Origin of the sequence: Pseudomonas fluorescens (genome assembly GCF_005938625.1) — a bacterium.
Lineage (GTDB): Bacteria > Pseudomonadota > Gammaproteobacteria > Pseudomonadales > Pseudomonadaceae > Aquipseudomonas > Aquipseudomonas fluorescens_BD.
Map to the genome: position 1 here is coordinate 175,049 of NZ_VCNJ01000001.1, position 18,765 is coordinate 193,813.

Below are 18,765 nucleotides of genomic sequence, written 5' to 3' on the forward strand. Positions count from 1 at the left end.
GTTCAGCTCCTGTGCTCAATTGCGTGGCGGTCCTTTCAGGTCCAGCGGTGCCGCGTTGTCGGGACGGCCACGAATCAACGATTCCGGATGACGCCCGAGATAGTCGGAGAGCTCACGCAGAGAGCGCGACATGCGCCCGAGTTCTTCGAGGGTCTCGCCCAACTTCTCGCGTTGCGGCGAGTCTTCGGCCAGCGTTGAATTGGCGGACTGCAAGGTCTTGCTGACGTCGGCGAGGGTGCTCTGCACACCCGGCAAGGTCTTCGCGTTGAACTGAGTCAGGCCTTTGCGCAGCTCGACCAGATTGCTGTCGAGGTTGCTGGCGATACGCTCGACTGGCAATGCGTTGATCTTGTTGACCATCGCTTCGAGTTTTTCCTGCAATTGTTCGAGGCTGCCCGGAATCGTCGGGATACTGACCGGGCGGGCAGTTGGGTCGAACGCGACTTTCGGCGCTTTCGGGTAGAAATCCAGCGCGATGTACAACTGGCCGGTGAGCAGGTTGCCGTTACGGGCCTGGGCGCGCAGGCCGTTTTCGATGAAGGTGCCGAGCAGGCGCGCGCCGGTGGCTTCGTCGTTTTCGTCGCCGTTGAAGGCCTTGAGCATTTTGGCGTGCGCTCGGCCCAGGCGCTGCGGGTAAATGACGATGCCGACGTTGACCGGGAACGTGCGTTTGACTTCATCGAAGTCGAGATTGACCGCGACCACCCGACCGATTTCGACGCCGAGAAATTCCACCGGTGCATCGACCTTCAGCCCACGCAAAGCCTGATCGAAACGCAGGCTCAGGTACTGCGCCTTGCCGTTGGGCGGGGCGAGGGCGGCGGTCTGGTCGGCGAACAGTTCGAAGTCTTTGTTTTCCGCCGCGACCGTGTCGTTGGGGCTGTAATCCGGTGCGCGGAAGGCGATGCCGCCCACCAGCAGGGTCGACAGTGATTCGGTTTTCACCGCGAAACCATTGGCGCCGACGCTGACATCAACGCCACTGGCGTTCCAGAAACGAGTGTTTTCGGTGACGTAGGCGTCATTCGGTGAATGAATGAACACTTCGATGTTGACGCCTTTGCCATCGGGATTCAGCGCATAGGACACCACCTGGCCGACGGGGATCTTGCGGTAGTAAACCGGTGAGCCGATGTCCAGCGAGCCCAGATCCGAGGTGTGCAAGGAGAAGGTTTTACCCGGTTCGCCATAGGTGATGGGCGGCGGGTTCTCCAGGCCTTTGAAGGTTTTCGCGCGGTTATTCGCTTCGCCAATGTCGGCACCGATGTAGTCGCCGGACAGCAGGGTATCGATGCCCGAGACGCCGCCGGCGCCGATGCGTGGCCGCACCACCCAGAACTGCGAATCTTCACGGGTAAAGCTTTCGGCCTGCTTGGCCAGTTTGATCGTCGCGTTCACGCTTTTGTGATCGTCGGCCAGTTCGACATCCGAGACATGCCCGATCACTACATTGCGGTATTTGACTTCGGTTTTATTGGCCGTGAGACCGTCACCGGTCTTGAAGGTCACGGTGATGGTCGGGCCTTCCTGCATGAGGTTGTGCACCACCAGCGAGATGCCCACCAGCACCGCGACAATCGGCACGATCCAGACCAGTGAAATGCCGAAACGGCGTGTTTTGACTGGGGCTTGGCCTGGCGCTCGCGGCTCGTCGGTGGCTGACGACTTCATCCATGTCCTCCTCGATTGATTGGGCACTGAGCGTCAGGAACGCAAAAGCACCTCATCAATATAGAAGTGCTTGGCGATAGAGCAAATGTGTATAGCCCTCCTGCGCCTGATCGTTCCCACGCTCTGCGTGGGAACGCAGCCCGTGACGCTCCGCGTCACTGGACGCAGAGCGTCCCTTGAGGCATTCCCACGCAGAGCGTGGGAACGATCAGATCGCGACAGCGCTGCTTGTGCTGTCAGCCGAGCATTTCCCGCAAGCGATACCAGAACATACCCAGTGCCAACAGCGGCGATCGCAGTGCCGGGCCGCCGGGGAAGGTCATGTGCGGCACGCCGCTGAACACGTCCATGCCCTCGCTGTGACCGGCGTGAATCGCCTCGCCGAGCAGTTTCGCGCACCAGTGCGTGACGTTCAGGCCATGCCCGGAATAGCCCTGCGCGTAGAACACGTTCGGGTGTTGCTTGAGCCGGCCGACCTGCGGGAAACGGTTGGCGGTGATACCGATCTTGCCGCCCCACTGGTAATCGATGCGCACGTCCGTCAGTTGCGGGAAGACTTTGAGCATCTTCGGTCGCATATAAGCGGCGATGTCTGCCGGATCGCGCCCGGAATAATGACAGGCACCGCCGAACAGCAAGCGTCGGTCTGCCGAGAGCCGGTAGTAATCGAGGCCGACTTTCTGGTCGCAGACTGCGAGATTCTGCGGGATCAGTTGCGCGGCGCGCTCCTCGGACAATGGCTCAGTGGCGATGATGTAGCTGCCGGCCGGCAGCACCTTGCCACTGAGTTGCTGTTCGAGCTCGTCCAGATGCGCATTGCAGCCGAGCACCAGGCTGCCGGCGCGCACCGTGCCGTGGGCGCAGCGCACTTGCACGGTCGCGCCGTGGATGATTTCCAGCACTTCGCTCTGCTCGAAAATCCTTACGCCCAACGAGGCTGCCAGTCGCGCTTCGCCTTGCACCAGATCCAGCGGGTGCAAGTGACCGGACCCCATGTCCACCAGCCCACCGGCATAGATGTCGGAATTAACCACGTGCTGGCGGATCTGCTCCGGGCCGATCAGGCGGGTTTCGTGGGCGTAACCGAGTTCGGCGAGGTCGAGCAATTCATCCTTGAACGCAGCGTACTGCGCCGGGGTGTTGGCCAGGTCGCAGAAGCCCCAGCGCAGATCACATTCGATACCGTTGTCGCCGATGCGCTGACGCACCAGGTCCACCGAATCGATGCCGGCGCGCTGCAAATAGCGCACGCCCTCCTGACCGACATACTTGGCGAATCCTTCGACCTCATGACCGATGCCGCGAATCAACTGGCCGCCATTGCGCCCGCTGGCGCCCCAGCCAATACGCCGGGCTTCGATCAACACCACCGACAGCCCGCGCTGCGCCAGTTCAATAGCCGTGTTGACCCCGGTGAACCCGCCGCCGATCACGCAGACATCGGCGCTCAGATCACCTTCCAGTTGCGGATAAGGTGTAGTCGCCCGAGCCGAAGCAGCGTAATAGGAACGGGCGTGTTCTTCGGTGTACTGATTCATTTGTTCGACTTCACTTTGCTCCAGGAGCGGGTCATCAGACGCATGATCGCTTGAGGCGGGGTGGTAGAGATGTAGAGCTTGTCGAGGACTTCTTGAGGCGGATACACCTCAGGATTGTTGACCAGCTCCGGATCCATGTACTGCTTGGCGGCCGGGTTCGGGTTGGCGTAACCGACCGAGGCGCTGACCTTGGCGATCACTTGCGGATCGAGCAGGTAATTAATGAAAGCATGGGCTTCTTTGGTGTTGCTCGCATCGGCGGGGATGGCCAACAGGTCGAACCAGAGGTTGGCGCCTTCTTTCGGAATGGCGTAGGCGATGTTCACGCCGTTCTTGGCTTCCTTGGCGCGGTTGGCGGCCTGGAACACGTCGCCGGAGTAACCGAAGGCCACGCAGATATCGCCATTGGCCAGGTCCGATACGTACTTCGAGGAATGGAAATAGGTGATGTACGGGCGGATGCTCAGCAGCTTCGCTTCAGCCTTTTTATAGTCTTCCGGATTTTCGCTGCGCGGGTCCATGCCCATGTAATTAAGGACGGCTGGGAAGACTTCGTCGGCGGAGTCCATCATCGACACGCCGCACTGGGTGAGTTTCTTCAGGTTCTCGGGTTCGAACAGCACGGCCCAGGAATCGATGTGGTCGATGCCCAGCACTTGTTTGACCTTGTCGACGTTGTAGCCGATGCCGTTGGTGCCCCACAGGTATGGCACCGAGTGTTCGTTGCCCGGATCGTTTTTCTCCAGCAGTTCGAGCAGTTTCGGGTCGAGGTTCTTGAAGTTCGGCAGTTGCGAGCGATCCAGTTTGAGGAACGCGCCGGCCTTCACCTGACGGGCGAGGAAGTGGTTGGACGGCACCACCACGTCGTAGCCGGTGCGGCCAGCGAGAAGCTTGCCTTCGAGGGTTTCGTTGGAGTCGAAAACGTCGTAGATCACCTTGATCCCGGTTTTGGCCTGGAAGTCGGCGAGGGTGGTTTCGCCGATGTAGTCGGTCCAGTTGTAGACGCTGACTTGGGGCTGGGCTTGCGCTACGGCGCTGAACAGCACGCTCAGGGCGACCGGGAGTACGGATTTCAACAGACGCATTTCGACACCTCTTCTTATAATGATCGTTCCCACGCTCTGCGTGGGAATGCCTCAACGGACGCTCCGCGTTCGGCTTTGGATGGGACGCGGAGCGTCCCGGGCTGCATTCCCACGCAGAGCGTGGGAACGATCGACACAGGGGATCTTTTGGGTTGGGTTAAACACTGAGCATCAGAAACTCACGCTCCCACGAGCTGATCACGCGTTTGAAGTTTTCATGCTCGGCACGCTTCACCGCGACATAACCACGGACGAATTTGTCGCCAAGGTATTGCGCAACGGCCTCGCACTCTTCCATCTGCGTCAGCGCTTCTTCGATGGTGATCGGCAGGCGCAGATTGCGGCGTTCGTACGCACGGCCCTGGACCGCAGCGCTCGGCGCTATGCCTTCGACCATGCCGATGTAACCGCAGAGCAAACTGGCGGCAATCGCCAGATACGGGTTGGCATCGGCGCCCGGCAAGCGGTTTTCCACGCGCATGGCTTCCGGGCTGGAAGTCGGTACACGCAAACCGACGGTGCGGTTCTCTTCGCCCCATTCGACGTTGACCGGCGCTGAGGTGTCCGGCAAGAAACGGCGGAACGAATTGACGTTCGGCGCGAACATCGGCAGCACTTTCGGAATGTACTTCTGCAAACCACCGATGTAGTGCAGGAACAGTTCGCTCATTTGCCCGTCTTCATTGGCGAAAATCGGTTTGCCAGTGGCGATGTCGACCACACTCTGGTGGATGTGCATGGCGCTGCCCGGCTCATCACCGATCGGCTTGGCCATGAACGTCGCCGCAACGTTGTGCTTGAGTGCAGCCTCACGCATGGTGCGTTTGAACACAGTGATCTGGTCAGCCAGATCCAGCGCGTCGCCGTGGCGGAAGTTGATTTCCATCTGCGCCGGGCCGTCTTCGTGGATCAGCGTGTCGAGGTCCAGACCTTGCAGTTCGCACCAGTCGTAGACGTCTTCGAACAGTGGATCAAATTCGTTGGCAGCATCGATGGAGAACGACTGCCGGCCACTTTCGGCGCGACCCGAGCGGCCCAGCGGTGCTTTGAGCGGCAAGTCCGGGTCTTCGCAGCGCTGAGTCAGGTAGAACTCCATTTCCGGCGCAACGATCGGCTTCCAGCCTTTGTCGGTGTAGAGCTGCAAGACTTTCTTCAGCACGTTTCGCGGCGACAGTTCGATCGGGTTGCCGAACTTGTCGAAGGTGTCGTGGATGACGATGGCGGTCGGTTCGATCGCCCACGGAATCACGTAGACCGCGTCAGCCACTGGCTTGCAGACCATGTCTATATCGGCAGGATCAAGCAGGTCGTAGTAGATGTCGTCGTCGACAAAATCCCCGGTTACCGTTTGCAGCAGCACGCTTTCCGGCAGGCGCATGCCTCGCTCATGCAGGAATTTGTTGGTCGGTGCGATCTTGCCGCGGGCAATGCCGGTCAGGTCGCTGACCACACATTCGACTTCGGTAATCTTGTGATCTTTCAGCCACGTGAACAGCTGATCGAAAGGGGCATTCATAAAGACCTCGTTATTGGTTTTATAGACGCCGGGGAGGGCGGGTTTCATCTTCCGCCCCTTCCCCTGTGGCGCGTTGACGACTATCTTGGGCGAGCCTTGCAGTTCCATCTATCCACTTTAAGCAGCACCAAAGCGCACCAAAAGAGTGCGCAAGGTCACTCCATGACAACGTGCAATCCGCTCCAGGTTCAAGCGTTCAACACCGCCGATGTGGCCGAGCAAGTCCGTGCCACACCGGGCTGGGTCCAGCATTACCAACAGATGTCGCCGGGCCATTTCGCCGGGCAGATCCGCTATCTGGATCTGCAGGGTGTCGAGGTCTATGAAGAGCAGATGAACACCCGCGTCGAGCAGAATTTCAGCGCGCCAGCCGGTGCCTTGGCGTTCTGTTTTGATCGCAGCGACAACGCGCTTTACTTGCTCAACGAAGACAGCCGCAACATCTGGATCACCCCGGAGAATTACCAGGAAATCGCCGTGGTGTTCGGCCCGGAATTTGTCCGCCAGCACGGTCTGGATGTGGCGAAACTCGAGGGGTTGTTCATGACGCAACTCAATTGCGGACAGAACGCCTTGTTCAGTCGGTGGTTAAGCTCGACTCTCACGAAGGTTGCGCACGCTATTGATTTTCTTGATAAAGATGCGCTGACACTGCAGCTGTTGGAAGACTGTCTGTTCATTCTCGACAACGCTCACACAAGCCTCGATCGCGGTGGCTTACAGCGGCGTACCGAAGAACGGATGATCATGAAGCGGGTTGGAGAGTGGGCGGCAGATTCGCCGGAAGACACGGTCAATCTGCTGGAGCTTTCCCAAGTGGCCGGGGTGCCGTTGCGGCAATTGCAGCAGGCGTTCAAGGCCTACACCGGGATGACCCCGAGTCACTGGTTGCGCCTGCGCCGGTTGAACAGCGCTCACCGCGAACTGCTCAAGCGCCGACCCACGGAAACCACCGTGGCCGAGGTGGCGATGCAGTGGTCGTTCTGGCATTTGGGGCGGTTTTCCAGCAGTTATCGGGCGCTGTTCAAAGAGCTGCCGAGCGAGACGCTGAAACGCTCGTGATTGCGCTAACCGGCAAAAAGATCTTTGTGTCCCAAGCGAAGTTAAATAGAATCAGTCTCATTTGAATTCTTACTTCGCGCAGGGCCTCTTGAGATGACTGAAGCAGCGACGCCATCGCCGCAGCACCTGCACGAACTGTATCGTGATCACCGAGGCTGGCTGGAAACCTGGCTGCGGCGGCGCATGGGCAATGCCTGGGATGCGGCGGACCTGAGCCAGGACACCTTCCTGCGCGTGCTGTGCAGCGCTCAACCGATTGCCGACATGCGTGAACCGCGCGCGTATCTGCTGACCGTGGGTAAGCGCCTGCTGAGCAACTTCTACACCCGCCGCAGTCTGGAAAAAGCCTACCTCGAAGCCCTCGCGCAATTGCCTGAAGAGTGCGTGCCGTCGCCCGAACAGCGCTGGCTGCTGCTGGAAACCCTGCAAGCGCTGGATGAGCTGCTCGATGGCTTGCCGCGAGCGGTGCGCCGGGCGTTTTTGTGGAGTCAGCTTGAAGGCCTCGGTTACCGCGAAATCGCCGAGCGCCTGCAAGTTTCCGAACGCACAATAAAACGTTATATGGCGCAGGCTTACGAGCATTGCTTGATGTTGGATCTAGCATGCGCGTAGCGCCCAACGCAGAAGTGCGCGAAGTGGCACGCGCCGCCGCGCAATGGCTGGCGCTGCTCGAATCCGGGGATGCCACCGATGACGATCACGCGCGACTGCAGCATTGGCGCAGCAGTGACAGTCGTCATGAAAATGCCTGGCAGAAGATTCAACTGCTGCGCCAGCGCTTTTCCGCGGTGCCGGCGGCGTTGGCCCTGGCCACGCTGGATCGTCCGGATCTGGCGCGGCGTGCCGCGCTGAAACGTGCACTCGGTCTCGCCACGCTGGTGCCGGCGGCCTGGCTGATCAGTCGACAATTGCCGATGGACGTCTGGCGTGCCGATCTGCACACCAGCACCGGGGAGCGCCAGCGTTTGCCGTTGGCCGATGGCAGTTCGTTGCAACTCAACACCGCCAGCGCAGTGAATGTCGATTTGCCGGCACGGCAAGTGACGCTGGTGCGTGGCGAGATCGCGCTCAACGTTCCGGGCACTTCGGCGCTGACCATCAACGCGCCTTACGGGCGAATCATCGTCAGTCGCAGCGAGGTTTGCGTGCGTCTCAATGAGCGTGACTGCAATGTTGCGGTGGTCAGCGGTACGGTGCAGTTACAGCCGTTGCACGGACCCGCGCTGGTGTTGAATCAAGGACAGCAGGTCAGCCTGCAAGCGTCTGGCGCAGGTTCCGTCAAAGCATTCGATGCGTTGATGCCGGGCTGGCGTGACGGCGTGTTGATGGCGCAGAACCAAGCGCTGGGAGACTTCTTGCGCGAGCTGAGTCGCTATCGTTCGGGGCTGTTGCGCTGGGATCCGGCGTTGGAAGCGTTGCGCATCACCGGCAGTTTCCGCCTCGACAATACTGATCAAATCCTCGCACTGCTCGCGGCGAGCCTGCCGATCGACGTTCATACGCGCACGCGGTTCTGGGTGTCTCTCACGCCTCGAAATATTCCCCCCTCAGAAAAAACTGGCTGAAGCCTGTCCCTTTTTTTCGCCTCGCTGGTCATTCCAGGCAAGTGAACAAAATCGAGAGCGTCTTCCAATGCCCGCAGTATTCCCAAGTCGTTTGCGTCCGTTGTTGCAGTTGAGCCTGCTGCTGAGCCTGAGTGCCAGCCCTGTGTTGATCCAGTCGAGCTGGGCCGAAGACGCCCGGCGCAGTTATCAAGTGCCGGCGGGTAGTCTGAGTGCAGCGTTGACGCGGTTTGCCGGGTTGGCCGGGGTCAATCTGTCTGTCGATCCGGCGCTGGTCAGCGGGCGCAACAGCAATGGTTTGTCCGGCGAGTTTGGCGTGGAGGAGGGGTTTACCCGGTTGTTGCTGGGCTCTGGTTTGCAACTGCAACCGCTGGGCGAACACGCTTACACCTTGGTGCCTGCGCCGGAGGCTGGCAGCCTGCAACTTGCACCGACTTCGATCCTCGGCGCCAGCGATTCGACAGGTGCCGATGTCTTTGCCGGAGGCCAGGTGGCGCGTCGCGGCTCACAGGGTTTGCTGGGGTCGAAAGACTTCATGGAAACCCCGTTCAGCATGACCACCTACACCAGCGAAACCGTTAAAAACCAACAGGCACGCACGCTGGGTGATCTGATTGCCAGCGACCCATCGGTGCGCGCGACCAACCCGGCCGGTGGACGTTACGAGCAGTTCACCATCCGTGGTTTCAGTCTGTTCAACAGTGACGTGGCCTATAACGGCCTCTATGGGGTTCTGCCGACTTACACAATCGACATGGAAATGGCCGAACGCGTCGACATTCTCAAAGGCCCGAGCCAACTCATCAACGGTATTTCGCCGCGGGGCAGTGTAGGCGGGGGGATCAACGTCGTGCCCAAGCGTGCAAGCGATCAGCCGATCACTTCGCTGACGGCCAATTATGCGTCGAACAATCAGGTCGGCGGCGCGGTGGATGTCGGCCGGCGGTTCGGTGAGGACAATCAGTTCGGCCTGCGCTTCAACGGCGTCAAACAGTCCGGCGACACCGAGTGGGATCACCAGAGTGTCGACCGCGACATGGCGGTGCTCGGCCTGGACTTTCGCGGTGAGCGCTTGCGACTTTCGACCGATATTGGCCACACCGAGCGCGATACCGACGCACCGCAGGAGCGCGTGCAGGTCGCGGCGAATGCCAAGGTTCCGAGCGCCAATAAGGTGCATCGCAACTACGCGCAACCGTGGACTCAGGCGAAAACCGAGGACACCTTCGGCACGCTCAACGCTGAGTTTGATGTCAATGATTCGGTGATGGTCTACGGCGGCGTTGGCGCCCGCAAGAGCAATCACGATTTCCTTCGACATGCGGTTTCCGTGACCAACGATGCCGGCGACTTCAGCGTGCAACCGCGGGATTTCACCCGCGATGAAAATGTCCGTACCGCCACGGCCGGTGTGCGCAACTGGTTCCACACCGGGCCGGTGAGCCACGAAGTCAATCTGGCGGCCAGCTACTTTTATATGGATTTCGAGAATGGCGGCGCGCGATATGCGGCCGGGCGCAGCAATCTGTATGACCCGATGGAAACCGCCAAACCCGGCACGCCGACGCGCAATGACGCCAAGGTCTACACGGAAAACCGCTTCAGCGGCGTGGCGTTGTCCGACACCTTGGGCTTTTTTGATGATCGGCTTCTGTTGACCCTCGGTGCGCGCTGGCAACGGGTGAAGGTCAATGACTGGAGCGATGACGTCAAAGGTGACACCGCTTACGACGAGGAAAAAGTCTCGCCATCGGGCGGAATTCTGTTCAAGGCGACTGACAAGCTGTCGCTGTATGCCAACTACATGGAAGGTTTGAGTCAGGGCAAGATTGCGCCTTCGACATCAGTGAATGAGGATGAGATCTTCCCGCCATTTATTAGCCGTCAGGTCGAGGTCGGCGCCAAGTACGACGCCGGTTCGTATGCGCTGACGGCAGCAGTATTCAGGATCAAGCAGCCGGCTTACGAGACCAACGCGGCGACCCGAGTCTTCGGCCCCAACGGCAAGCGACAGAACGACGGCGTGGAGCTGAGCGTGTTCGGCGAACCGCTCAAAGGCTTGCGGTTGCTCGGTGGCGTGATGTACATCGACAGCGAGCTGACCAACACCACCAATGGCACCTTCGACGGCAATCGCGCGCCGGCGACGCCGAAATACAACGTCAACTTGGGCGCAGAGTGGGACGTGCCGACGGTGCAGGGGTTGACGCTGACCGGACGCGGGATTTATTCCAGCGCGCAGTATCTGGACCAATCGAACGACAAGGAAATCGACTCCTGGGAGCGCTTCGACGTAGGGACGCGTTATGCATTCAAAGTCGATGAGAAAACCGTCACGCTGCGCGCCAATGTCGAGAACGTGCTGGATAAACGCTACTGGAGTTCGGCAGGCGCTTCGGATGACAGTGAGCCGGGTTTGACGCTTTCGACACCGCGAACTTATTTGTTGTCGGCAACGGTGGACTTTTGATCCCGCCGGGGCGAAACAGATCGACTTATGGAGTAGGGTAATGATGGCGAAAATCTTCTATTTTTGTCGATATTACGTTAACTACACTAAACATCTATTTAGTTGAGTTGCACCCAGACCAATAACGTTACACCTCCAAAACGAATGTGCTACGAGAAAACAGTAGTTAAACAGGCCGCTAATGAAAAGCAGCCGTGAATAATCGGAACGGGTGAAGTCGGCAATCCCCAATTGCGTTATTGCCAGCTCGGGATACGCTGCGACGCCTTTAAAACGGGCGCTCGCTAATCTAGTCGACATTTCCAAACACGTTTAGACCGCTTAAATAGTTGTATGTTTTCACAATGGCAAAACCGTACTTCATCGTGTTTATCACATACATGTTGGCCCGCATTTCGAGCGTACAGCATGAGCTCCAGGCATTCTGTTTACTGTGTCAAGAATGCACCGAAAACCGCTTGAAGTGCTTCCCGGCGACTTCCCGATCCAGGAATGCTCAAGCCGTCAGATCAAGCAGCGCCGCTAGCCGGAAAAGGCGCCTACATTTGCCACCTGACTCATACTTAAATGGTGTTTCAGAACAATGCTTGGTGCATGGCTCGCGAGGAGCGAAATTATCGACGGCGTCACCAGGCATTGGCCAATACCGGTATGGCTGTCCTTGAAATCCGCGCACTGACACCATGCCGAAAGCCTCAGATTTCACACAGCGTCATGATTGCTGACATTCTTGGAAGCGTTGTTAATGCAGACCGATCAGGTGCGACGGATGCGGCAAGATCGGCGCTAGACCTTTGAGAAGTCAAACGATTACTGGGCAGGCGATCTGCAACAACTCCGGCAACGAAGGACACCAGGCTCGATTCACCACGCTGACGTTTTAAGGATTTCCGATCCGGTACGAAAGCTGATGCGCATATTTAAATAATATTTTCTGGACGATGCAGTGAGCGGATGTCACTAAGGGGCTGATTTTTCGGCCGTTTCATATTTAGCTGTTTATTCGCATATTTAAAAAATCTCGACAGCAACCGGGCTAATCTCGAAACATATTGTTACGTGTAATGTATATTATGTTAAATCATGTATTACGGCTATGCGCCCTTGCCGCAACCACCTGCATCGTTTAACGCATTCCCGCCCCCTGCTGATACTCCCTAGGCGTACAACCAAACTCCCGCCGAAAAACCGTGTGCAAATACTGCGCAGACTTAAACCCACAACTGCGCGCAACGTCGGCAATTACCGAATCGCTACTTGTCAGGCCTTTGGTCGCCGCTGCCAATTTGAAACGCAAAATCTCGTCATGCACGCTACAACCACGCTCAGCCCGAAAATGCGCTTCAAGGGACGAACGCGACACACCGACATAAGCCGCGACCTGCGCCGTTTTGATGCCTTGGCAAGCGTATTGGCGAATAAACAGCAGCGCCTGCATGACGTACGGATTGCCCAATGGTTGATGCAAACTCGACACCTGCACGTTCACAGCATCCGGCGGGATCAGGATCTGCGTGCCGGTCGACGGCATGCCGTGCAGCATCTGATGGAGTAATTGCGCGGCGGTACGGCCCATGGTTTCCGTGCCCTGAATAACCGAACTCAGCGGCACGCGGGTCAGGCTGCGGGTCAATGGATCATTGTCGATGCCAATCAGTGCCACCTGCTCCGGCACGGCAATCCCGGCGGTCAGGCAGGCTTGCAGCAGTTGGCGCGCGCGGGCGTCGCTGACGGCGATGATGCCGATGGGTTTGGGCAGGCTGTGCAGCCAGGCGATCAGTTGTTCGACGGCGCTGTCCCACAGCGGTGCGCTGGTGCCCATGCCGCGATAGATTTCGCCGTGCAGGCCGTCGCGTTTCATCAGTTTGCGAAAGGCTTTTTCGCGCTCCTGAGCCCAGCGATTGGCCTGCGCTTCCGGCAGGCTGAAGCAGGCAAAACGTTGCAGTCCCGCCTCGATCAAGTGCGTATAAGCCAGCGTCATCAGCGCGTTGTTATCGGTGGCGACGTACGGAATCGCTTTCGGATAGGCGCGCTTATCCTCGTACGAGCCCCCTACCGCTACCACCGGCATCTGGATATCGGCCAGTGCCTCGCCAATCAGCGGGTCGTCGAAGTCGGCAATGATCCCGTCACCCTGCCAGCGCTCGATGCCTTTCAAACGACAGAGGAAGTCCTCTTCCAGAAACAGGTCCCAGGAAGCGCGGGTGCTGCTCAGGTAGTTGCCGATGCCGCTAATGATGCCGCGGTCGTAGATCTTGCTGCCGTTGAACAACAGGGCGATGCGGTGAACAGGCGGTACGGTTTTCATTGTTTTTATGCTTGTTCCGGGCCTCTGGTCACGGAGGCGATTGGCACAGACTAGGCCCGTGGGCGACGAAGCTCAATACGCAAAATCGCACCCCGTGTTGATGTTTTTCATAATCAGCGGGCACAGGGCCGTTGCTAGTATCGAAACACCGCCAAGAACAACAAGGACAAGGTCCATGCAGTATTTCCCCGATGTCGATGCGATTCGCTACGAAGGCCCAGACAGCGATTCTCCCCTCTCCTTTCGTCACTACGACGCCGACAAACTGATCCTCGGCAAACCCATGCGCGAACACCTGCGCATGGCCGCCTGTTACTGGCATACGTTCGTCTGGCCAGGTTCCGATGTGTTCGGTGCGGGGACGTTCAAGCGCCCATGGCAACACGCCGGTGACCCTATGGAACTGGCCATCGGCAAGGCAGCCGCCGCTTTCGAATTCTTCTCCAAACTGGGCATCGACTATTACTGCTTCCATGACACCGATGTCGCCCCGGAGGGCAGCTCTCTGAAGGAGTACCGCAACCACTTCGCGCAGATGGTTGATCACCTGGAGCGACATCAGGAACAAAGCGGAATCAAACTTTTGTGGGGCACCGCCAATTGCTTCAGCAACCCGCGTTTCGCTGCGGGTGCTGCGAGCAACCCGGACCCGGAAGTGTTCGCCTGCGCCGCGGCTCAAGTGTTCAGCGCCATGAACGCGACCCATCGTTTGAAAGGCGCCAACTACGTGTTGTGGGGCGGTCGCGAAGGCTACGAAACCCTGCTCAACACGGACTTGAAGCGTGAACGCGAACAATTGGGCCGCTTTATGCGCATGGTGGTCGAGCACAAGCACAAGATCGGTTTCACCGGTGACCTGCTGATCGAACCGAAACCGCAGGAGCCGACCAAGCACCAATATGATTACGACAGCGCCACCGTGTTCGGCTTTCTCCAGCAGTTCGGGCTGGAGCACGAAATCAAGGTCAACATCGAGGCCAACCACGCGACCCTCGCCGGCCACAGTTTTCATCACGAGATTGCGACCGCCGTCTCGCTGGGGATTTTCGGCAGCATCGACGCCAACCGGGGTGATCCGCAAAACGGCTGGGACACCGATCAATTCCCCAACAGCGTCGAAGAAATGACCTTGGCCACCTACGAAATCCTCAAGGCCGGCGGTTTCAAGAATGGCGGTTTCAACTTCGACTCCAAGGTGCGCCGGCAAAGCCTCGATCAGATTGATCTGTTCCATGGCCACGTCGGTGCCATGGACGTTCTTGCCCTGTCTTTGGAGCGCGCTGCGGCCATGGTGCAGAACGACGAACTGCAACGGCTCAAGGATCAACGCTACGCCGGTTGGCAGCAGCCGTTCGGGCAGGCGGTGATGGCCGGTGACTTCAACCTTGAGTCGTTGGCCGAGCACGCGTTCACCAACGAGTTGAACCCACAAGCCGTCAGCGGCCGCCAGGAAATGCTTGAGAACATCGTCAACCGGTTTATCTATCGCTGATCACACAGAGAGTCTGCGGGCGCATCCACGCGGTGACATTTCTGCGACAAATCTGTGCCTGCGGCGCCTGCGGATTCTCTACAGTTTTACCAGCCCGATACTCATCGTCAGGCCGTGTCTTTCCAACAACAATAAAAGGACGCCCCACTATGAAGAACGTAAAACGCACGCTATTGGCCACTGCCCTGGCCTTGCTGTCTCTGCCGGTGATGGCTGACGCTGCCCACCCGAAAATCGGTTTCTCCATTGATGACCTGCGACTGGAACGCTGGTCGCGTGACCGTGACTACTTCGTCGCGGCGGCAGAAAAAATGGACGCCAAGGTCTTCGTACAGTCGGCCGATGCCAACGAGCAAAAGCAGATTTCCCAGATCGAAAACCTGATTTCCCGGGGCGTCGATGTCATCGTCATCGTGCCGTTCAACGCCACGGTGCTGACCAACGCGGTGGCCGAAGCGAAGAAAGCCGGGATCAAGGTTGTGTCCTATGATCGTCTGATTCTCAACGCTGATGTCGACGCCTACATTTCCTTCGATAACGAAAAAGTCGGCGAGATGCAGGCCAGCGGCGTACTGAATGCCGCGCCCAAGGGTAATTACTTTTTGCTCGGTGGTGCGCCCACCGACAACAACGCCAAGATCCTGCGTGAAGGCCAGATGAAAGTGCTGCAACCAGCCATCGACAAGGGCGATATCAAGATCGTCGGCCAACAGTGGGTGAAGGAATGGAACCCGACCGAGGCGCTGAGCATTGTTGAAAACGCCCTGACCCGCAACGACAACAAAATCGACGGCATCGTCGCCTCCAACGACGCCACGGCAGGCGGAGCGATTCAGGCACTGGCGGCACAGCAACTGGCCGGAAAAGTGCCGATTTCCGGGCAGGACGCTGACCTTGCAGCGGTCAAACGCGTGATCGCCGGCACGCAAACCATGACCGTGTACAAACCGCTGAAACTCATCGCCAGCGAAGCGGCCAAGCTCTCGGTGCAACTGGCGCGCAACGAAAAACCTGCCTTCAGCTCGCAGTACGACAACGGCAGCAAAAAAGTCGACACCATCCTGCTCACGCCAACCCCGTTGACCAAGGACAACATCGACCTGCTCGAACAGGACGGCTTCTACACCAAGGCGCAAATCGCCGGGAAGTGATCCCATCACAAATCTCCGGTGATGCGAAAACCCTTGTGGGAGCGAGCTTGCTCGCGAAGACGGCAGCACATTCAGTATCGATGTCAGCTGAACCACCGCTTTCGCGAGCAAGCTCGCTCCCACAGGTTTCGTGGTGTGTGAGTCTTTGATATACGAGCCCTGTCCATGTCCGACTATCTGCTGCAAATGAACGGCATCGTCAAAACCTTCGGCGGTGTCAAAGCGCTCAACGGCATAGACATCAAGGTCCGGCCCGGCGAGTGCGTTGGCCTGTGCGGCGAGAATGGCGCCGGCAAGTCCACGCTGATGAAGATCCTCTCGGCGGTCTACCCCTACGGCACCTGGGACGGTGAAATCCTCTGGGACGGTCAGTTGCTAAAGGCGCAGTCGATCAGTGAAACGGAGGCCGCCGGTATCGTCATCATTCACCAGGAACTGACGCTGGTGCCTGACCTGTCAGTGGCCGAAAACATTTTCATGGGCCATGAACTGACGCTGCCCGGCGGACGCATGAATTACCCGGCGATGATCCACCGCGCCGAAGCCCTGATGCGCGAACTCAAAGTCCCCGATATGAACGTATCGCTGCCGGTGTCGCAGTACGGCGGCGGCTATCAGCAACTGGTAGAAATCGCCAAGGCCCTCAATAAAAAGGCACGCTTGCTGATCCTCGACGAGCCCTCCTCAGCCTTGAGCCGTTCGGAAATCGAGGTGTTGCTGGACATCATCCGCGACCTCAAAGCCAAAGGCGTGGCCTGCGTCTACATCTCGCACAAACTCGATGAAGTGGCGGCCGTGTGCGACACCATTTCGGTGATCCGCGACGGCAAACACATCGCTGCCACCGCCATGGCCGACATGGACATTGCGCAGATCATCACGCAGATGGTCGGACGGGAAATGAGCAACCTCTACCCCAGCGAGCCACACGACATTGGCGAAGTAATTTTCGAGGCCCGGCACATCACCTGCTACGACGTCGACAACCCCAAGCGCAAACGGGTCGACGATATTTCCTTCGTCCTCAAGCGCGGCGAGATCCTCGGCATCGCCGGGCTGGTCGGTGCCGGCCGCACTGAACTGGTGACCGCGCTGTTCGGCGCTTATCCCGGTCGCCACGAGGGCGAAGTCTGGCTGGACGGGCAAGCCATCGACACGCGCACGCCGCTCAAATCAATCCGTGCCGGCCTCTGTCTGGTGCCGGAAGACCGCAAGCGCCAAGGCATCATTCCCGACCTGGGCGTCGGCCAGAACATCACCCTCGCCGTGCTGGACAACTACTCGAAACTGACCCGCATCGATGCCGAAGCCGAACTGGGCTGCATCGATCGGGAAATCTTGCGCCTGCACCTCAAGACCGCCAGTCCGTTCCTGCCGATCACCAGCCTGTCGGGTGGCAATCAACAAAAAGCCGTGCTGGCGAAGATGCTGCTGGCCAAACCCCGGGTGCTGATTCTCGATGAGCCGACCCGAGGCGTGGACGTCGGCGCCAAATACGAAATCTACAAGTTGATGGGCGCGCTGGCCGCAGCAGGTGTGTCGATCATCATGGTCTCGTCGGAGCTGGCCGAAGTGCTCGGCGTCTCCGACCGCGTCCTGGTGATTGGCGAAGGTCAGTTGCGTGGCGACTTCATTAACCATGAACTCACCCAGGAGCAAGTGCTCGCCGCCGCCCTCAGCCAGTCTGGCAGCCATAACAATAATGATCGGAAATCCGCGTAAATGAATCAGGTCAAACAATTGTTCACCCGCTACAAAATGCTCGCGCTGGTGTTTGCCGTGGTACTGATCTGGCTGTTTTTCAGTTGGCAGACCGAGGGCGGATTCCTGACCCCGCGCAACCTCTCCAACCTGCTGCGGCAGATGTCGATTACCGGCATTCTTGCCTGCGGCATGGTGTTGGTGATCATCAGCGGCGAGATCGATTTATCGGTCGGCTCATTGCTCGGCCTGCTCGGTGGCCTCGCGGCGATTCTCGATATGGTCTACCACATTCCGCTGCTGGCCAACCTGAGTCTGGTCGCCCTGTGTGGGCTGATGATCGGCCTCGCCAACGGCTACATGACAGCTTACCTGCGCATCCCCTCGTTCATCGTCGGTCTGGGCGGCATGCTGGCATTTCGCGGGATTTTGCTGGGAATTACCGGCGGCACGACCATCGCGCCGGTATCGCCGGAGCTGGTTTACATTGGCCAGGGTTACTTGCCCCACGCGATCGGCACTGGCCTCGGCGTTCTGCTGTTTGCGCTGACCGTGTTCCTCACCTGGAAACAACGGCGCAATCGCGCCCTGCATGGTTTGGCGGCGCATTCGTTGGTGCGCGACGTGATCCGCGTGTTGGTGATTGGCGCCGTGCTCGCCGGTTTCGTCCAGACGCTGAACAGCTACGACGGCATTCCCGTGCCGGTCTTGTTGTTGCTGGTTTTGCTGGGCGTATTCAGCTACGTGACCAGTCAGACCGTGTTCGGTCGCCGCGTCTATGCCGTGGGCAGCAACATGGAAGCGACGCGCCTGTCCGGGATCAATGTGCAAGCCGTGAAGCTGTGGATCTTCGGGATCATGGGCGTGATGTGCGCCCTCGCCGGCGTGGTCAATACCGCGCGTCTGGCCGCCGGCTCGCCTTCGGCCGGCAGCATGGGCGAACTCGACGCCATCGCCGCGTGCTTCATCGGCGGCACCTCGATGCGCGGCGGCTCCGGAACGGTGTACGGCGCCCTCCTCGGCGCACTTGTCATCACCAGCCTCGACAACGGCATGTCGATGCTCGATGTCGACAGCTATTGGCAGATGATCGTCAAGGGCAGCATTCTGGTGTTGGCGGTTTGGGTGGATGTGAGTACGCGGACCGGGCGACGTTAAGGCGTTACGGAGGGGGGGTCGCCCCTCCGTGACTGGCCAGACCTGATTTTT

At 58.9% G+C, this 18,765-nt stretch carries 13 protein-coding genes; 8 read left to right on the plus strand and 5 right to left on the minus strand.

Features of this window, described 5'->3' with window-relative positions; all coding sequences use genetic code 11:
- Positions 1-15: 15 nt before the first annotated feature.
- From FGA82_RS00750 to FGA82_RS00765, 4 genes are all read right to left on the minus strand, one after another.
- The gene (locus tag FGA82_RS00750) at positions 16-1,671 is read right to left on the minus strand and encodes an intermembrane transport protein PqiB (protein ID WP_141125659.1); all 1,656 of its coding nucleotides are present in this window, start codon (positions 1,669-1,671) and stop codon (positions 16-18) included.
- 236 nt (positions 1,672-1,907) lie between these two features.
- Entirely contained in the window at positions 1,908-3,209 is a 1,302-nt protein-coding gene (locus FGA82_RS00755; RefSeq protein ID WP_141125660.1) for an NAD(P)/FAD-dependent oxidoreductase, read from the minus strand.
- The gene (locus FGA82_RS00760; protein ID WP_141125661.1) at positions 3,206-4,294 is read right to left on the minus strand and encodes a polyamine ABC transporter substrate-binding protein; all 1,089 of its coding nucleotides are present in this window, start codon (positions 4,292-4,294) and stop codon (positions 3,206-3,208) included. Before FGA82_RS00760 ends, FGA82_RS00755 begins: the two co-directional genes overlap by 4 nt.
- A 157-nt stretch (positions 4,295-4,451) precedes the next feature.
- The gene (locus FGA82_RS00765; RefSeq protein ID WP_042704900.1) at positions 4,452-5,810 is read right to left on the minus strand and encodes a glutamine synthetase family protein; all 1,359 of its coding nucleotides are present in this window, start codon (positions 5,808-5,810) and stop codon (positions 4,452-4,454) included.
- A gap of 162 nt (positions 5,811-5,972) precedes the next feature.
- On the opposite strand from FGA82_RS00765, the gene FGA82_RS00770 reads away from it, so the two are divergent.
- The 4 genes from FGA82_RS00770 (at position 5,973) to FGA82_RS00785 (ending at position 10,904) form a co-directional block, all read left to right on the plus strand.
- Positions 5,973-6,872 carry a helix-turn-helix domain-containing protein gene (locus FGA82_RS00770; protein WP_141125662.1) on the plus strand — a complete coding sequence of 300 codons (900 nt, stop codon included), beginning with the start codon at positions 5,973-5,975 and terminating at the stop codon, positions 6,870-6,872.
- Between the two features lie 93 nt (positions 6,873-6,965).
- Positions 6,966-7,484, plus strand: coding sequence for a sigma-70 family RNA polymerase sigma factor (locus tag FGA82_RS00775; RefSeq protein WP_141125663.1), 519 nt, complete (start codon positions 6,966-6,968; stop codon positions 7,482-7,484).
- The gene (locus tag FGA82_RS00780; protein ID WP_141125664.1) at positions 7,475-8,437 is read left to right on the plus strand and encodes a FecR domain-containing protein; all 963 of its coding nucleotides are present in this window, start codon (positions 7,475-7,477) and stop codon (positions 8,435-8,437) included. The genes FGA82_RS00775 and FGA82_RS00780 overlap by 10 nt, the downstream gene beginning before the upstream one ends.
- A 67-nt stretch (positions 8,438-8,504) precedes the next feature.
- Complete coding sequence (locus tag FGA82_RS00785; protein WP_141125665.1) at positions 8,505-10,904, plus strand: TonB-dependent receptor; 2,400 nt, start codon at positions 8,505-8,507, stop codon at positions 10,902-10,904.
- A 1,126-nt stretch (positions 10,905-12,030) separates the two neighbouring features.
- On the opposite strand, the gene FGA82_RS00790 is transcribed toward FGA82_RS00785, so the two are convergent.
- Positions 12,031-13,212 (minus strand): XylR family transcriptional regulator, encoded by a 1,182-nt coding sequence (locus tag FGA82_RS00790; RefSeq protein WP_141125666.1) that lies wholly within the window; start codon positions 13,210-13,212, stop codon positions 12,031-12,033.
- Positions 13,213-13,387: 175 nt separating this feature from the next.
- Between FGA82_RS00790 and xylA the strand changes: the two genes are divergently transcribed.
- From xylA to FGA82_RS00810, 4 genes are all read left to right on the plus strand, one after another.
- Positions 13,388-14,704 carry a xylose isomerase gene (gene xylA / locus FGA82_RS00795; protein WP_141125667.1) on the plus strand — a complete coding sequence of 439 codons (1,317 nt, stop codon included), beginning with the start codon at positions 13,388-13,390 and terminating at the stop codon, positions 14,702-14,704.
- 149 nt (positions 14,705-14,853) lie between these two features.
- Positions 14,854-15,855, plus strand: coding sequence for a D-xylose ABC transporter substrate-binding protein (gene xylF / locus FGA82_RS00800; protein ID WP_064118124.1), 1,002 nt, complete (start codon positions 14,854-14,856; stop codon positions 15,853-15,855).
- A gap of 165 nt (positions 15,856-16,020) precedes the next feature.
- Complete coding sequence (xylG, locus tag FGA82_RS00805) at positions 16,021-17,577, plus strand: D-xylose ABC transporter ATP-binding protein (protein ID WP_141125668.1); 1,557 nt, start codon at positions 16,021-16,023, stop codon at positions 17,575-17,577.
- Complete coding sequence (locus FGA82_RS00810; protein WP_141125669.1) at positions 17,578-18,714, plus strand: sugar ABC transporter permease; 1,137 nt, start codon at positions 17,578-17,580, stop codon at positions 18,712-18,714.
- Positions 18,715-18,765 lie beyond the last annotated feature (51 nt).

What these genes read in the sequence shown, in the direction of transcription:
- FGA82_RS00750 (WP_141125659.1), bottom strand. Translation starts at nt 1,671, where the DNA reads ATGAAGTCGTCAGCCACCGACGAGCCGCGAGCGCCAGGCCAAGCCCCA.
- FGA82_RS00755 (WP_141125660.1), bottom strand. Translation starts at nt 3,209, where the DNA reads ATGAATCAGTACACCGAAGAACACGCCCGTTCCTATTACGCTGCTTCG.
- FGA82_RS00760 (WP_141125661.1), bottom strand. Translation starts at nt 4,294, where the DNA reads ATGCGTCTGTTGAAATCCGTACTCCCGGTCGCCCTGAGCGTGCTGTTC.
- FGA82_RS00765 (WP_042704900.1), bottom strand. Translation starts at nt 5,810, where the DNA reads ATGAATGCCCCTTTCGATCAGCTGTTCACGTGGCTGAAAGATCACAAG.
- FGA82_RS00770 (WP_141125662.1), top strand. Translation starts at nt 5,973, where the DNA reads ATGACAACGTGCAATCCGCTCCAGGTTCAAGCGTTCAACACCGCCGAT.
- FGA82_RS00775 (WP_141125663.1), top strand. Translation starts at nt 6,966, where the DNA reads ATGACTGAAGCAGCGACGCCATCGCCGCAGCACCTGCACGAACTGTAT.
- FGA82_RS00780 (WP_141125664.1), top strand. Translation starts at nt 7,475, where the DNA reads ATGCGCGTAGCGCCCAACGCAGAAGTGCGCGAAGTGGCACGCGCCGCC.
- FGA82_RS00785 (WP_141125665.1), top strand. Translation starts at nt 8,505, where the DNA reads ATGCCCGCAGTATTCCCAAGTCGTTTGCGTCCGTTGTTGCAGTTGAGC.
- FGA82_RS00790 (WP_141125666.1), bottom strand. Translation starts at nt 13,212, where the DNA reads ATGAAAACCGTACCGCCTGTTCACCGCATCGCCCTGTTGTTCAACGGC.
- xylA (WP_141125667.1), top strand. Translation starts at nt 13,388, where the DNA reads ATGCAGTATTTCCCCGATGTCGATGCGATTCGCTACGAAGGCCCAGAC.
- xylF (WP_064118124.1), top strand. Translation starts at nt 14,854, where the DNA reads ATGAAGAACGTAAAACGCACGCTATTGGCCACTGCCCTGGCCTTGCTG.
- xylG (WP_141125668.1), top strand. Translation starts at nt 16,021, where the DNA reads ATGTCCGACTATCTGCTGCAAATGAACGGCATCGTCAAAACCTTCGGC.
- FGA82_RS00810 (WP_141125669.1), top strand. Translation starts at nt 17,578, where the DNA reads ATGAATCAGGTCAAACAATTGTTCACCCGCTACAAAATGCTCGCGCTG.